Source organism: Sphingopyxis sp. C-1, assembly GCF_001047015.1.
Lineage (GTDB): Bacteria > Pseudomonadota > Alphaproteobacteria > Sphingomonadales > Sphingomonadaceae > Sphingopyxis.
Genome location: NZ_BBRO01000001.1, coordinates 1,572,654 through 1,586,342, shown reverse-complemented (window position 1 = coordinate 1,586,342; position 13,689 = coordinate 1,572,654). Strand labels below are relative to the sequence as shown.

Genomic DNA, 13,689 nt, shown 5'->3' with positions numbered 1-13,689 from the left:
GGCGATCGGGCTTCCCTTCCCATCGCCGGCGCGGAACGCTCGGCGACCGCGCGCATTGAAGCAGCATTGGCAAAGGAGTGAGTGACGATGGCTGCGCGCCCTTATTGGAAAGGCCAGATCCGCCTGGCGCTCGTTTCGATCCCGGTCGAGATCTATTCGGCGACGAAGAGCGGGGCGACGATCGCGTTCAACCAGATCCACGAGCCGACCGGCAAGCGCATCAAATATGAAAAGGTCGTGCCCGGCGTCGGCCCGGTCGACGTCGACGAGATCGTCAAGGGATTCCAATATGCCAAGGACCAATATGTGCTGCTCGACGACGAGGAGATCGAAGGGGTCAAGCTCGAGAGCAAGAAGACGCTCGAGCTCACCCAGTTCGTCGAGGCCGAGGATATCGACGAGATCTATTTCGAGAAGCCCTATTATGTCGTCCCCGCCGACGACCTTGCCGAGGAAGCGTTCATCGTGCTGCGCGAGGCGCTGCGCCGCACGGGCAAGGTCGGTCTCGGCCAGCTCGCGATGCGCGGCCGTGAATATGTCGTCAGCATCAAGGCGTGCGGCCGGGGTCTCGTCATGGAGACGCTGCGCTATGCCGACGAGGTCAACAAGGCGGCGAGCTATTTCCGCGACATCGCCGACAGCGATCCCGACGAGGATCTGCTCGATCTCGCGACGACGCTGATCGACAAGAAGACGGGCAAGTTCGACGCGAGCGATTTTCACGATCGCTATGTGGAGGCGCTGAAGGAGCTCATCGAGCGCAAGAAGAAGGGCAAGACGCTCAATCTCGACGACGGGAAGGACGAGAAGGCGCCGAGCGGATCGAACGTCGTCGACCTGATGGCGGCGCTCAAGAAGTCGATCGGCGACGGCGGCGGGAAGGCCAAGGCCGCCAGCGCCAAGAAGGCGCCGGCCAAAAAGACGCCGACGAAAAAGGCGCCGACCAAGACCGCCGCGCGCAAGCGCGCATGAGCCGCGCCTTCACAATGCCCGCATTCGCAGTCGGGCGCTCAGGCACCGGGACCGAACCGCCGGCGCGCCGGGTCGCGCTCGCACCGGAAATGATCCTTGATGTGCGCGTTGAAATAGGCGCCGAGCGATTCCGCAGCGCAGAGCCCGTCGTAGATCGCGCGCGGGACGCCATGATAAAGATATCTGCCGGTGCCCCGGAAGCTGATGGAAAGCACCGACGCTGCGTCGTCATAGGCGACATGGTCGATCATGGTCGAGCGGGTGAAGCGGCGCGCGCGCATATGGGCAGAGCGCGTCGCATCCGCACAGGTTCCCACCAGGGCGCGGGCAAGCGCGCGCCGCCGGTCCGAGCGAGCGCCCCCTCCCCGCAGACCCGCCCCGCCTCTCCTCTCCGGCCCTGATCGATGACAACCGAGCCGACAGCCGACGAGCTTCGCGCAATCGCCGAACACCGCGGGATGAAACTCGTCCGGTCGCGAAAGCGAACGCCGGGCGTTGGCGATTATGGGAAGTTCGGCCTCACCGATGCGGCTGGCAAGCCGCTCCTCGGGATCGGCGAACAAGGGCTCACGGCAAGCGCCGCCGACATCGCGCACTATCTTCGCGGCGGCGCGGCCGACAGCTGGAAACTCTCGGCCGAACGCGAACCCGCGGCGAAGCCTGCCAAGAAGGCACCGAAAGCCGCCGAACCTATCGAGGAGCAAGTACCCATCCGTCGACGCGGAAAAACGCGTCCGCCACCGTCACCCGAGCCTGTACGAAGGCGGCAGGATCCGCCGCCGCCGCCGAAAGCCAAGCCGGCGCTGAGGATCGTCAAACCCGAAGCCCTGCCCGAGCCCGAGCTCAGCCTGCGGCCCGCGACGGGCAAGGACCGAAAAGCTCTCGCCCGTCTGCTCGCGCAGCTTGCCGAGCCGCCCAAGCGCATATCGATCGACGCGAATATCGAGGCGATCGGCAAGGCCAAGGCCGCGCTTCTCGTCGCCGATGCCGGCGGGCTGGTCGGATGCTGCGCCTGGGCGGTCGTTCCGACCTTGCAGCACGGCCTCGTCGGCCGCGTCACCCTGCTGCTTGTCGACGGCGAGCGTCGTCGGCGCGGCATCGGGACGGCGCTCCTGACCGCCGCCGAGACGGCGCTCACCAAGGCCGGATGCGGCACGATCGAGATCATGAGCGACATCATGATCAACAACGCCCACAACTTCCTGCGCGCGCGGAACTATGAGCAGAAGAGTTACCGCTTCGTCCGTTCGGCGGGAGGGGCGCCAAAGGCCCGGCGAGACTGAGCGCGCGCCCTACCCGATTATCTTCCGCTCCCGGCCATGCGCCTTCCCTTGCCCCACGACATCGGGATAATGCATCACCGCCGGAACAAAGAGGCGGGCGCCGTCGTCTCTCCCCAGGCGATCGGCTTTCCCTCCGCAGCATCGACCAACGGATGATATCATGTTCGAGCGCCTGACAATTCTTGCGCAGCATGCGATGCCGAAGCGGCGGCTGACCGAATTCGCCGGCCGTGTGGCTTCATCGTCCGGCTGGCTGACCCCCAAGCTGATCCGATGGTTCGTAGCGAGATACGGCGTCGACATGAGCGAGGCCCACAATCCGGATATTCGGAGCTATGCAAGCTTCAACGACTTCTTCACGCGCCCGCTGTTAGCGGGCGCCCGCCCGCTTGCCGCGGCCGATTTCATCTGTCCGGTCGACGGTGCGATCAGCCAGTTCGGCGCGATCGACGATCATCACATCGTCCAGGCCAAGGGCCACCGTTTCACCACCACCGCGATACTGGGCGGCGACGCCGCTCTCGCGGCGACGTTTCGCGACGGCAGTTTCGCCAATCTCTATCTTTCGCCCAAGGATTATCACCGGCTGCACATGCCGTGCGACGGGGAGCTCAGACGCATGATCCACGTCCCGGGCTCGCTCTTTTCCGTCAACCCGACGACCGCGCGCGGGGTGCCCGGCCTTTTCGCGCGCAACGAGCGGGTCATATGCCTGTTCGAGTCCCCCACTCACGGCCATTTTGCGATGATACTCGTAGGTGCGACCATCGTCGGCAGCATCGCGACGCCATGGCATGGCGTGGTGAACGCAAAGCGATCGGGCAAGATATCGTCATGGTCCTACGCCCCCGATGAAGCCGCGCTGCGCAAGGGCGACGAGATGGGTCGCTTTCTCCTCGGCTCCACGATCGTGATGCTGTTCGAGAAGCAGGCGATCGCGTTCAACCCCGACTGGTTTCCCGAACGGCGGGTACGCCTCGGGGAGGAGATGGGAAGCGCCGTAGAAAAGGCCTCGGGCGGATAGCCGATCAACCCTGTAACCGGCGCGGCAGCCGACGCGCCTCGCTGGGCGTTTCGGGCGGCGGGACGGTGCCAGGCCAGTTGGCGCAGGCGGATCGGCCCCCATCGGTGACGCGCCAAGGTCGAGCGGGGCGTCAAGGCTTGTGCCAACCCGCCAGAAAACGCGCGCCGGCTCCGGCCTCGATGGTAGCGACGTCCTCGGCCCACAGGCACTCGCCCGCCTGCGCGGTCACGCCGTCAGCTGCGACCGTGCCGCTGAGCGGGACGATCATCGCCCCATCCCTCGCATCGGCAAGCGGCGAAAGGTCGTTGGCGTTCAGGTGCGCGACCACGAGATGGCGGCTGTCGAGCAACAACGCGCTCTCTGCGATATCGACTTGGCGGCAGAGATCGCGTGACATTGGCGCGGCCTTCGCGACCGCCGTCCCATCGGCGAGGTGCAGCTCGCGCGGGCGGCCGTAATCGTAGAGACGATAGGTGACATCGACATTCTGCTGGATTTCGACGAGCGTGACCCCGGCACCAATTGCATGGACGGTTCCGGGCGGAATATGAAAGAACATGTTCGCCCGCACGGGATGCCACTCCATGAGCGCCTCGATAGCGCCCGAGCGGGCGGTTTCGGCGAGTTCGCGCTCGCTGAGCGAACGACGCGTACCGATCCCGAGCATAGCATCCGGTTCGGCACCCAGAATATACCAGCATTCCTCCTTGCCTGCGGGAAGTCCGCGCGCCTGCGCCTGCCGGTCGTCGGGATGGACCTGGATAGACAAGCGCTCGCTCGTGAAGATATATTTCACGAGCAGCGGATTGGATTTGGGGGGACGAAACCAGATTTCGCCGACGCGACCACCAGTCCGTGCATCGAAGGGCGGGGGAAGCCGATCGACGCCCCAGGGTTTCTCGACCCAGATCGTATCAAGCTTTTGTGCTTTCATGGTCACATCCATCACTCCCATTCTGAAGCATATGCCGGCTGGCTCCGGCGCAGCGCATATTCCCAGGCGCGGCCAGGAAGGCGGACAGCGCAAATGGCGTCGGCGACGCGCCGGAAGAGCGGGTAAAGTTGTTGCTCGCGAGTTGGCATGCTACCGAAACAATGGTCGCCGGGCCGGGTTGCAGCGACTAACCCATGTTGTGACGATTTAGCTGTAGCGCGCCGAAGGCCTCTACATCTTTGCTTCCCGATGCCGCCTGTCGTGCCTTCCCTGCGGGGCGCCGCGCGATGCTCTTCACAGCTTCCGACATCTCCCACAGGCGGACACTTCAACCCCTTGAAATCCTGACCATAGCTTTCCTACATCCACGCCGCAGCCGCTCGGGCTGCAACATCCTCAACTTGGCATGGAGAAGAAGATGTCCAGCAAACATATCGATTATCTGCGGCGCGAGCATGCCCGCCTCGACGCCGAGATCGATCGGGAGGCGCAGCGCCGCCAGCCCGACGAAGTCCTGATTGCGCGGCTCAAGAAGCTGAAGCTGGCGATCAAGGACCAGATCGCGGCATGGAGCCGCGATACCGGCAACAGTCGCGTCGCCTGACCCGATCGCGGAGCCGCGCGCGTTGCGGCTCCGCACTTTGGCGCTGCGGATTTTCGGAACATGGCGCATCCAGAATCTTCGCGCGCGCGACCTCTTGAAATCGAAAAAATGGCTTCCTAATTTTTTCCCGGATGCCGGATTTTCCGGGTCCTGAGGACATAGAGAGCGCCGGCTCTGAGTCCCGGCGCATCTCATGCCCGAATTGCTTCAATCAGGAGGATTTGGAAATGAGAACCGATTTTGACTTTACCCCCTACCGCCGCTCGACGGTGGGCTTCGATCATCTCTTCGACCTGCTCGAGAAGGGGCAGCGCGGCGAAACGTCCGATGGCTTTCCCGCCTTCGACATCGTGCGCGATGCCGATGACCGCTTCCGCGTCACGCTGGCGGTCCCGGGCTTCAAGCCCGACGAGATCGAGATCGTCGCGCAGCAGAACCAACTGAGCGTCACGGGCAAGCCCGCCGAGGAAGACGCCAAGCTCGTCTATCTCCACCGCGGCATCGCGCGCCGCGCGTTCGAGCGCCGCTTCCAGCTCGCCGACTATATCGAGGTCGGCGGCGCGAGCTTCGCCGACGGGCTGCTCTCGATCGAGCTCAGCCGCGTCGTCCCCGAGGCGATGAAGCCGCGCAAGATCGAGATCGGCGGCGGCGACACCGAGCCGCGCCGGATCGGATCGTCGAACGAAAAGACGCTCGAAAAAGCGTAACAACGGGCGGGGCCGCCGTTCAGCGTTGGCCCCGCCCTTCAATATCAAATTGCATTTAAACGCCGGACGGTGGCGGCCGCAGCCCCGATCTCAATCGAGCGAGCGAATGATATCTGCCGCACTCCACTCGGCGGGTCCGATCAGCATATCGTGCGCGATCCGCACCGAATGGAGCGCGGCTTCGATCTGCCGCCGCCACATGGCAAGAAAGTCGAACAGCACCGGGAAATCCGGCGGCAGATCATAATCCTGCCAGACGAAGAGCTGGAGCAGCGAGGGATGATCGGGCCGGTAATAATGGATCTCGGCGGTCGTCAGCCCATAGCCGTCCAACTGTGCGATCAGCGCGCGATCGGTCATGGCGCGCGCGTCTCGCCGCCGTCGAGCGACCGAAGCGCCGCGAGCACATCGTCGACTGGCACCGCTCGCCTCGCCCCCGGGGGTTTGCGAAGCGCGGGCTTGTTGCGGACCGCCGAGCGATCCGATGCCCAGGATGCGAGAAGGGCGCGCTTGACCTCGGGCTCGAGGCTCGGGTGACGCGCCACGTCGAAGGGATGAAGAAAACGGGAAAATGGCTCGGACATGATCGTGCCTCCTTCCTTGTAGCCTTTCCTTTCTCGTCGTGCGGCAAAGTGCCGCAGGGAGAGATTTTGGGAGCGAAGCGAGTCGAGTCAAGAGGGTTCAGCCCCTGATATGGGGCGTTAGTTTCGCGCCAGCGCAGCCATCAAAAAATTTTCGCCAGACCTCTTGAAGCGAAAAAAATCCCTTCCTAGCTCATCGGCGCCGCGCGCCCCGGACAGGCGCGCCGGCTTATCATTTCGTTATGCAACATGGAGGTTATGCATGCATTTCCGTCCCTTGCACGACCGCGTGGTCGTCCGCCGTATCGAAGCCGAGGAGAAGACCTCGGGCGGCATCATCATCCCCGACACCGCCAAGGAAAAGCCGCAGGAAGGCGAAGTCGTCGCCGTCGGCCCGGGCGCCCGCGCCGAGGACGGCACGGTCACCGCGCTCGACGTCAAGGCCGGCGACCGGATCCTGTTCGGCAAATGGTCGGGCACCGAGGTCCGCATCGACGGCGAGGAACTGCTCATCATGAAGGAGAGCGACATTCTCGGGGTCATCGAGCAGGCCGAGGCGCTCAAGCAGGCGGCGTAACGCCCATTCATCACCCACTGAAAGGACAGCAAGAAGGAGGTAAAAATGGCTGCCAAGGAAGTGAAATTTGCGTCGGACGCGCGTGATCGCATGCTGCGCGGCGTGGATACGCTTGCGAATGCAGTGAAGGTCACGCTGGGCCCCAAGGGCCGCAACGTCGTGATAGACAAAAGCTTCGGCGCACCGCGCATCACCAAGGACGGCGTCACCGTCGCCAAGGAAATCGAGCTTGCCGACAAGTTCGAGAATATGGGCGCGCAGATGCTGCGCGAGGTCGCAAGCAAGCAGAACGACAAGGCTGGCGACGGCACCACCACCGCGACCGTGCTCGCGCAGGCAATCGTCCGCGAAGGCTCGAAGGCGGTCGCCGCGGGGATGAACCCGATGGACGTCAAGCGCGGCATCGATCTCGCCGTGACCAAGGTCGTCGAGGATCTCAAGGCTCACGCCAAGTCGGTCGAGGCGAACAGCGAGATCGCGCAGGTCGCGACGATCTCGGCAAACGGCGACGAAGAGGTCGGCCGCATCCTCGCGGAAGCGATGGAGAAGGTGGGTAATGAGGGTGTGATCACCGTCGAGGAGGCCAAAAGCCTTGCGACCGAACTCGAGACGGTCGAGGGCATGCAGTTCGACCGCGGCTATCTCAGCCCCTATTTCATCACCAACGCCGAGAAGCTGAAGGTCGAACTCGACGACCCCTATATCCTCATCAACGAGAAGAAGCTCTCGAACCTGCAGGCGATGCTGCCGCTCCTCGAGAGCGTCGTCCAGTCGGGTCGGCCGCTGCTCATCATCGCCGAGGATGTCGAGGGCGACGCGCTCGCGACGCTCGTCGTCAATCGCCTGCGCGGCGGACTCAAGGTCGCAGCGGTCAAGGCGCCTGGCTTCGGCGACCGCCGCAAGGCGATGCTCGAGGATATCGCGGTACTCACCGGCGGCAATGTCGTCAGCGAGGAGCTCGGGATCAAGCTCGAGAGCGTCACGATCAATATGCTCGGCCGCGCGAAGAAGGTCGTCATCGACAAGGATAATACGACGATCGTCGACGGCGTCGGCGCGAAGTCGGATATCGACGGCCGTATCGCGCAGATCCGCCAGCAGATCGAGACGACGACCAGCGACTATGACCGCGAGAAGCTTCAGGAGCGGCTTGCCAAGCTCGCGGGCGGTGTCGCGGTGATCCGTGTCGGCGGCGCGACCGAGGTCGAGGTCAAGGAGAAGAAGGACCGCGTCGACGACGCACTCCACGCAACCCGCGCGGCCGTGGAAGAAGGCATTCTTCCGGGCGGCGGCATCGCGCTGCTCCGGTCGCTGAAGGCGCTCGAAGGCCTCAAGGCCGCGAACGACGACCAGCAGTCGGGCATCGACATCGTCCGCCGCGCGCTCCGCGCCCCGGCGCGCCAGATCGCCGACAATGCCGGCGAGGACGGCGCTTGGATCGTCGGCAAGCTCCTCGAAAGCGAGGAGTATAGCTGGGGCTTCAACGCCGCCACTGGCGAGTATCAGGACCTCGTCAAGGCAGGCGTGATCGACCCCGCCAAGGTCGTACGCACCGCGCTGCAGGATGCCGCGTCGGTCGCGTCGCTGCTGATCACCACCGAGGCGCTCGTCGCCGAGCTGCCGAAGGAGGAGAAGGCCGCGCCGATGCCGGCGATGGACTTCTGACATATCGAGGGCGGCGGGAAACCGCCGCCCTCACCTGCCCTGTTTCTGTGCGGAGCATCAAGGAGATCGGCAATGCCGTTCGGAGGTCATAATATTCGAAATTGTGTGTCGGAGATCAAGCTGCGGCATGGCAAACAGGCCGACTTCATCGTCTCCAGGCAGGTGCAATGGTCGCGCGACCGCGGCAATGACGAAGAGATCGCATTCTGGAACGCCGTGCTGACTGACTTGCATCGAACCACGTCTCCGCATTGAAAAGGTGGCCGCCAAGGGGCGCTCCGATCCGGGCGGGCGACCGCTTGCCAACCCATGCTTCCTATTCAGTTCGTTCGGCCGGTCATGCCGCGGCTTTGCGCCCAGCCGTAAAGATCGGCGATCATGCCTCGCTCGATCTCGGGTTGCAGATAGATCACGACGGCTGTTTCAGCTTCCCTGTCGATGAAGCGCATAGTCGCGTAGAAGACACCCTCTCGCTCGGTGTCGCCGCCCTCGATTTCGTCGGGCCATATCTCAATCGTTCGCACGGGCCTCTCCTTCCCATTCCGCTGTCCGCGATCGATGAAGGGAGAATGCCAAAGTGTTAGGAAGGTTGCACCTGGAATGGGCGCAACCGGGGAATAGAAAAGGCCGGGCCGCATCGAAGTGCGGCCCTGCCCCGAGAGGGTGCCTCGGCGTCACTCTTCTTTCCGACGTCAGCGGTTCTGACGATTCTCGTCGTCGCGGCCGGCCTGGTTGCCCTGGTCCTGGTCATTGTCCCGACCGGGCTGGCGACGCTGCTGATCCTGCTGTTCCTGCTGGCCGGGGTTCTCGTTCGGATTGCGATCGGGTTGGCCGCCCTGCTGGTTGTTCTGTCCCATGTGGGTCATCCTCTTTCCAAACTGCTTGGGCGGCAGGCTTGGAAACGACGCGCCATAAAGCAGCGAGTTCCCGCCGCTTTCAACAGCTTACCGCAAGAACCGCCGTGCCCGCACGCGATCGCCTTTCCACAACTCAACAGTCCCGTATTGAGCTCGGCACAGCTACGCCCGCGCCCTGCGGTCGGCCACCGCTGCGACGATCGCATCGCAAAAGTCGGGCAGGTCGTCGGGACAGCGACTGGTGATGATATTGCCGTCGACCACGACGCTCTCTTCGACCACCTGCGCGCCGGCATTGGCAACATCGGTGCGGATCGACTTGTAGCTCGTCATTCGCTTGCCCGATGCGAGCCCGGCTTCCACAAGAAGCCACGGCGCATGGCAAATCGCGGCAACCGGCTTGCCAGCACCTGCGAAGGCCCGAATGATCGAGATCGCCTTGTCCTCAACCCGCAGCAAGTCGGGATTGATCTGGCCGCCCGGCAGGACGAGCGCGTCATAACAGTCGGTGTCGACGTCGGCGATCTTGAGATCGACTTCGACCTCGTCGCCCCAATCGTCTTCGTCCCAGCCGGTGATATCGTCATCGTCGATCGATGCGATTTCGACCTCCGCGCCCGCGTCCTCCAGACGCTGAAGCGGCACTTCGAGTTCGGATTGTTCGAAGCCATCTGTCGCCATGATCAGTATTCTGCAGCCGGCGAGTATATTGTCCTTGGTCATCGGAAAGCTCCTTTGCTGTCCCATGACCAATGCGCCGCGGCTATCGTCGTTCCCGCCCTTGCCAGCGCGCGCTGCTCTTCGTCCTCCGCTATTGACAATGGCCGCACCGATGCCTGAGGCCGCGATCGCGTAGAGGGCAGCCTCGACAATTTTCCAGAATGGCGGCGACCGTGCGTCCCATCATTGCAACCTTTCTTCGCCAACTGCATTTGAACGGCGCACGGGCTTCGACGGTGATCGGTCGGTCTGCCGCCGCCATGTGCATCGCTTCGCGTATCGCCGCGGCTGTTCGATCCCACGTCTCAGTCGAATTGCCGTCGGCGTACGCATTCAATCGTCGTCCGCGCCGCTCCCCAACGTTGTCCGAATATCGGCGCGCATATCCGACTCAACGACATATCGCTCAGCTTGGCCGTCGGAGTGTGCTACGCGCCTAATGTTTGAGGCAAGCGGATGCTCCAATCAAATCATCGGATACACGGTCAGCATTTTTTCTGTTTGGGTATAGTCACGCCGGGGTCTTCCCCTCCCCACTTCCCCCACTTCGCTCGAATAGGCTGACCGGTAGCAATCTTCCTTTGCCCGTTCATGAAGATCCTAGGTTGAGACGTGCGATGCTGCACGCGATCCGCAGCGGCGCGCGCGATCACGCGTTCCTCACCGGTTGGTCGCACCCGAGCGCCTGAGCGCTGCCTAGGTGATCGGAGGTCGGTCGATGATATTGCCGGGAGCGTTTTCTGTGCCGGGTCGTTCGTATCCGCATGCAGCTTTGCCGCGATATAAACCTGGATCGGCCGAGCTTCCGCGATAGCGGCCACACGTCGCTCAGCCGTGAGACCGACATGGCATGAAACTCTCGCGCGCCTCGGAAGACCCGGCGAAAGTGGGCAATGTCGGCTCCTCGAGAGCCGCGCACCGGATTGCCCTTCTCTACGCCTTGCGTCATCGACGCCTGCCCGACTTGCTCAATCCGACGCGCTTCACCGAGCTCGTCCAGCTCCGCAAATTGAATGATCGGTCACCGTTGCAAACGACGCTTCTGGATAAACTTGAGGCAAAACGCTTGGCCTCGAAGCAACTCGGCGCAAACTGGATCATACCGACGCTCTGGCAGGGCCAGATGCTGCCGCGCTTCATTCCGTTCGCTCTCCCATCTATCGTCAAAGCGCGTCATGGGTGTAACCAGTATCAAATCCTGGAGACGTTTCCGGATTGCGAACGCTGGAAGCAGGTCAAGCGAGCCGCGCGCCGGTGGCAGCGCCGGGAGTACGGCCGCTGGCTCGACGAATGGGCTTATCGCAATGTGCCTCGTGGCGTTTTCGCCGAGCCGTTACTCGGCGGCGCACGTCCTCTCCCCATCGACTACAAGATCTACGTCTTCGGCGGTGCCGCGACGCACGTCCAGGTACATTTGGGGCGCGGTGTCCGTCACCGCTGGATATTGCATGACCGCAACTGGCGGCAGCTCGTGCCTGCCGCCGATCGACCTTCCAGACCCTCCTCCCTCGGGGCGATGCTGCAAGCTGCAGAGACGCTTGCCGGGAACCTAGCCTTCGTTCGGGTCGATTTTTACGAAATCGACTGCCAACCGCTTTTCGGCGAGTTTTGCCTTTATCCCGGCTCTGGCCTGGATCCGTTTGCAGCCGACTGGATCGACGTTGAGCTGGGAAGGCTTTGGAAAGATGCGTTGGAGAGATCCGGTTCCCCAGCAGCCAGTTCGCCGGACGCAAAGCACGCGCGGCCCACTGGGTATGATCCTTTCCAGATTTGATTCTACATGAGAATTCGGCAGGCCGGCGACGCCAGCCGCCCATTGGAGAGATCGGGTCACATTCGTCGATGCGTTGACGTCGCAGCGCGACATATTGCGCCCAGTTCGGGAACTTGCCCCCACTCCATGCGTCGGTTCGGCGGGACGGGGGGTTGCCTCCCTTCCCGGCAACCTGCCCGCCACCCTCAACAAATGGAGATGGATCATGGACAGGTTCGACGACCGCACCCCGCTCTGGGATTATAGCGACAACAGCAGCCCCGACACCGGCGCATCGCCGGGTCGCTACAACCGCGGCCCCGCAGAGTATGCGTCGCGCGCTTATGTGGCGATCGAGGAAGACGAGCGCGAGCAGCGCCGCCCGCGCCGCGCCTATCGCGAGCAGGAATATCGCCGCGATAATTGGGAGGATGAGCGCGCGGGCGACTATCGCCGGCCGGTCCGCCGCGCTGAGCGCTCCGATTGGCCCCGTTACGACCGCACGCCCCGCCGCGACGCCTATTACGATGCTGCCGGCGAAGCCCGAGGCGAGGATCGTTCGCGCGGCGGTAACTACTGGCCGAGCGAGTTCGGCTATCTCCCGGTCGAGGGCTATTCGCCTTACGGCAAATATCCGCGGACGCGCAGCCCCGATTATGACCCGGACGAACGCGGCTTCCTCGACCGCGCCGGCGACGAAGTGCTTTCTTGGTTCGGCGATCGCGACGCGCGCCGTCGCCGGGAACTCGATCATCGCGGCCGCGGTCCCAAAAGCTATATCCGCTCCGACGAGCGCATCCGCGAGGACGTGAACGACCGTCTTACCGAGGATGTCTGGATCGACGCCTCCGAGATCGAGGTCAGCGTCGCAGATGGCGAAGTCACGCTCTCCGGCACGGTCGAGGATCGCCGGTCGAAGCGCCGCGCCGAAGATGTCGCCGACGACGTCACGGGCGTCAAACATGTGCAGAACAATCTGCGCTACAGCTCGGGCGTCGTCAGTCCCAAGCTCGATTGACCCGGCAAGCCGACAGGAAGGGGCCGCTTTGGCGGCCCCTTCTTACTGCCCGCGCTCGGCGGCACCGATATTTTCAACATGAATTCCCTGTCGGAACTCGCCCAAGGCGCGTCGAGAGCGGACGCTCATCGTCATTCCGAGTACGCCGCCAGTATGACATCGGAACCAACCGCGACCGGCGCGCGCTTCACCCCGGCGGGGTAAAGGAGACGATATGCCCCCGATTACCGCTACCGCGATCAATTGCTCGCTGTCGGCCCGTGGCCGCAAGAGCTCGACCGATGCCATGCTCGCGGTGCTTACCGAACATTTCGAGGCGGAAGGCGTCCGTGTCGGCAAGCCCATCCGTATCGCCGCGCGCAGCATCAAATGGGGTGTCACCTCGAACGAGGGTGCTGGCGACGAATGGCCGAAAATTCGCGAGGCGATCCTCGCCTCCGATATTCTCATCTTCGGCACACCGATCTGGATGGGTCAAGCATCAAGCGTCGCCAAGCTTGTGATGGAACGAATGGATGCCTTCCTGTCGGAGACCGACGACAAGGGGCGGATGCCAAGCTTTTCGAAAGTGGCTGTTGCCGCGATCGTCGGCAATGAAGACGGCGCGCATAATGCTTCGTCGCAAATCTTTCAGGCGCTGAACGATGTGGGATGGACGATTCCCGCCGTGGCCGCCTGCTACTGGGTCGGTGAGGCGATGGGTTCAGTCGATTTCAAGGATCTTCAGCATCGCCCCAGCAAAGTAACCGAGACCGCCAAAATGGTGGCCGCTAATGCCACGCATCTTGCCCGACTATTGAGGGAATCACCTTATCCTGGCTGAGCAGGTCGATCGCGCGAGCCGTCCGACCTCCTATCCTGCTGCCTTGGCCCGCACATGCTACGAGACAATCAGCAAGCGCTCTTTGGCGCGTTAACCGCTTGTAGCCATTTAAGAACGGTCCGGTTTTGGCGGGAGACCGAGAGAGGCGGACATCCGCGGCGCGCCGGATAG

At 63.3% G+C, this 13,689-nt stretch carries 18 protein-coding genes; 11 read left to right on the top strand and 7 right to left on the bottom strand.

All coding sequences use genetic code 11. The features are described 5' to 3' along the window. Window positions 1-87 precede the first annotated feature (87 nt). Window positions 88-972: a Ku protein gene (locus SC1_RS07250; RefSeq protein ID WP_054727942.1), complete on the top strand. Its 885-nt coding sequence runs from the start codon at window positions 88-90 to the stop codon at window positions 970-972. A gap of 38 nt (window positions 973-1,010) precedes the next feature. Here the strand turns inward: SC1_RS07250 and SC1_RS07245 are convergent, their stop codons facing one another. Next, on the bottom strand, window positions 1,011-1,289 hold the full coding sequence (locus SC1_RS07245; RefSeq protein WP_238586608.1) for a KTSC domain-containing protein: 279 nt from the start codon (window positions 1,287-1,289) through the stop codon (window positions 1,011-1,013). A gap of 87 nt (window positions 1,290-1,376) precedes the next feature. Here SC1_RS07245 and SC1_RS07240 point away from each other — a divergent pair, with 87 nt between their 5' ends. Further along, on the top strand, window positions 1,377-2,255 hold the full coding sequence (locus tag SC1_RS07240) for a GNAT family N-acetyltransferase (protein WP_062179472.1): 879 nt from the start codon (window positions 1,377-1,379) through the stop codon (window positions 2,253-2,255). 160 nt (window positions 2,256-2,415) lie between these two features. After that, complete coding sequence (gene asd, locus SC1_RS07235) at window positions 2,416-3,279, top strand: archaetidylserine decarboxylase (protein WP_062179469.1); 864 nt, start codon at window positions 2,416-2,418, stop codon at window positions 3,277-3,279. A 130-nt stretch (window positions 3,280-3,409) separates the two neighbouring features. On the opposite strand, the gene SC1_RS07230 is transcribed toward asd, so the two are convergent. Then, the gene (locus tag SC1_RS07230) at window positions 3,410-4,213 is read right to left on the bottom strand and encodes a class I mannose-6-phosphate isomerase (protein ID WP_152682329.1); all 804 of its coding nucleotides are present in this window, start codon (window positions 4,211-4,213) and stop codon (window positions 3,410-3,412) included. 418 nt (window positions 4,214-4,631) lie between these two features. Here SC1_RS07230 and SC1_RS07225 point away from each other — a divergent pair, with 418 nt between their 5' ends. Further along, on the top strand, window positions 4,632-4,817 hold the full coding sequence (locus SC1_RS07225; protein ID WP_062183742.1) for a YdcH family protein: 186 nt from the start codon (window positions 4,632-4,634) through the stop codon (window positions 4,815-4,817). A 227-nt stretch (window positions 4,818-5,044) separates the two neighbouring features. After that, window positions 5,045-5,524: an Hsp20 family protein gene (locus SC1_RS07220; RefSeq protein ID WP_056350218.1), complete on the top strand. Its 480-nt coding sequence runs from the start codon at window positions 5,045-5,047 to the stop codon at window positions 5,522-5,524. Window positions 5,525-5,614: 90 nt separating this feature from the next. Here the strand turns inward: SC1_RS07220 and SC1_RS07215 are convergent, their stop codons facing one another. Next, window positions 5,615-5,884, bottom strand: a complete 270-nt coding sequence (locus SC1_RS07215) for an usg protein (RefSeq protein WP_062179463.1) — start codon at window positions 5,882-5,884, stop codon at window positions 5,615-5,617. Continuing rightward, a complete protein-coding gene (locus SC1_RS07210) occupies window positions 5,881-6,108 on the bottom strand; it encodes a hypothetical protein (protein ID WP_056350214.1) in 228 nt (75 codons plus the stop codon). Before SC1_RS07210 ends, SC1_RS07215 begins: the two co-directional genes overlap by 4 nt. A 259-nt stretch (window positions 6,109-6,367) precedes the next feature. Between SC1_RS07210 and groES the strand changes: the two genes are divergently transcribed. The 3 genes from groES to SC1_RS21810 all read left to right on the top strand — a co-directional run bounded on the left by groES (window position 6,368) and on the right by SC1_RS21810 (window position 8,602). Then, entirely contained in the window at window positions 6,368-6,682 is a 315-nt protein-coding gene (gene groES, locus SC1_RS07205) for a co-chaperone GroES (protein WP_056350212.1), read from the top strand. Window positions 6,683-6,727: 45 nt separating this feature from the next. After that, window positions 6,728-8,347 (top strand): chaperonin GroEL, encoded by a 1,620-nt coding sequence (gene groL, locus SC1_RS07200; protein ID WP_062179460.1) that lies wholly within the window; start codon window positions 6,728-6,730, stop codon window positions 8,345-8,347. A gap of 105 nt (window positions 8,348-8,452) precedes the next feature. Further along, entirely contained in the window at window positions 8,453-8,602 is a 150-nt protein-coding gene (locus SC1_RS21810) for a hypothetical protein (RefSeq protein ID WP_156344027.1), read from the top strand. Window positions 8,603-8,667: 65 nt separating this feature from the next. On the opposite strand, the gene SC1_RS07195 is transcribed toward SC1_RS21810, so the two are convergent. The 3 genes from SC1_RS07195 to SC1_RS07190 form a co-directional block, all read right to left on the bottom strand. After that, window positions 8,668-8,871 carry a hypothetical protein gene (locus SC1_RS07195; protein ID WP_054727962.1) on the bottom strand — a complete coding sequence of 68 codons (204 nt, stop codon included), beginning with the start codon at window positions 8,869-8,871 and terminating at the stop codon, window positions 8,668-8,670. A 168-nt stretch (window positions 8,872-9,039) separates the two neighbouring features. Further along, the gene (locus SC1_RS22120) at window positions 9,040-9,204 is read right to left on the bottom strand and encodes a hypothetical protein (protein ID WP_193749127.1); all 165 of its coding nucleotides are present in this window, start codon (window positions 9,202-9,204) and stop codon (window positions 9,040-9,042) included. A gap of 162 nt (window positions 9,205-9,366) precedes the next feature. Further along, complete coding sequence (locus SC1_RS07190) at window positions 9,367-9,927, bottom strand: type 1 glutamine amidotransferase domain-containing protein (protein ID WP_062179457.1); 561 nt, start codon at window positions 9,925-9,927, stop codon at window positions 9,367-9,369. Window positions 9,928-10,774: 847 nt separating this feature from the next. Between SC1_RS07190 and SC1_RS07185 the strand changes: the two genes are divergently transcribed. The 3 genes from SC1_RS07185 (at window position 10,775) to SC1_RS07175 (ending at window position 13,518) form a co-directional block, all read left to right on the top strand. Continuing rightward, window positions 10,775-11,698 carry an ATP-grasp fold amidoligase family protein gene (locus tag SC1_RS07185; protein WP_083435729.1) on the top strand — a complete coding sequence of 308 codons (924 nt, stop codon included), beginning with the start codon at window positions 10,775-10,777 and terminating at the stop codon, window positions 11,696-11,698. Between the two features lie 205 nt (window positions 11,699-11,903). Beyond that, window positions 11,904-12,695, top strand: a complete 792-nt coding sequence (locus SC1_RS22620) for a BON domain-containing protein (RefSeq protein ID WP_083435728.1) — start codon at window positions 11,904-11,906, stop codon at window positions 12,693-12,695. 214 nt (window positions 12,696-12,909) lie between these two features. Further along, a complete protein-coding gene (locus SC1_RS07175; RefSeq protein WP_062179454.1) occupies window positions 12,910-13,518 on the top strand; it encodes a flavodoxin family protein in 609 nt (202 codons plus the stop codon). Window positions 13,519-13,689: the final 171 nt, after the last annotated feature.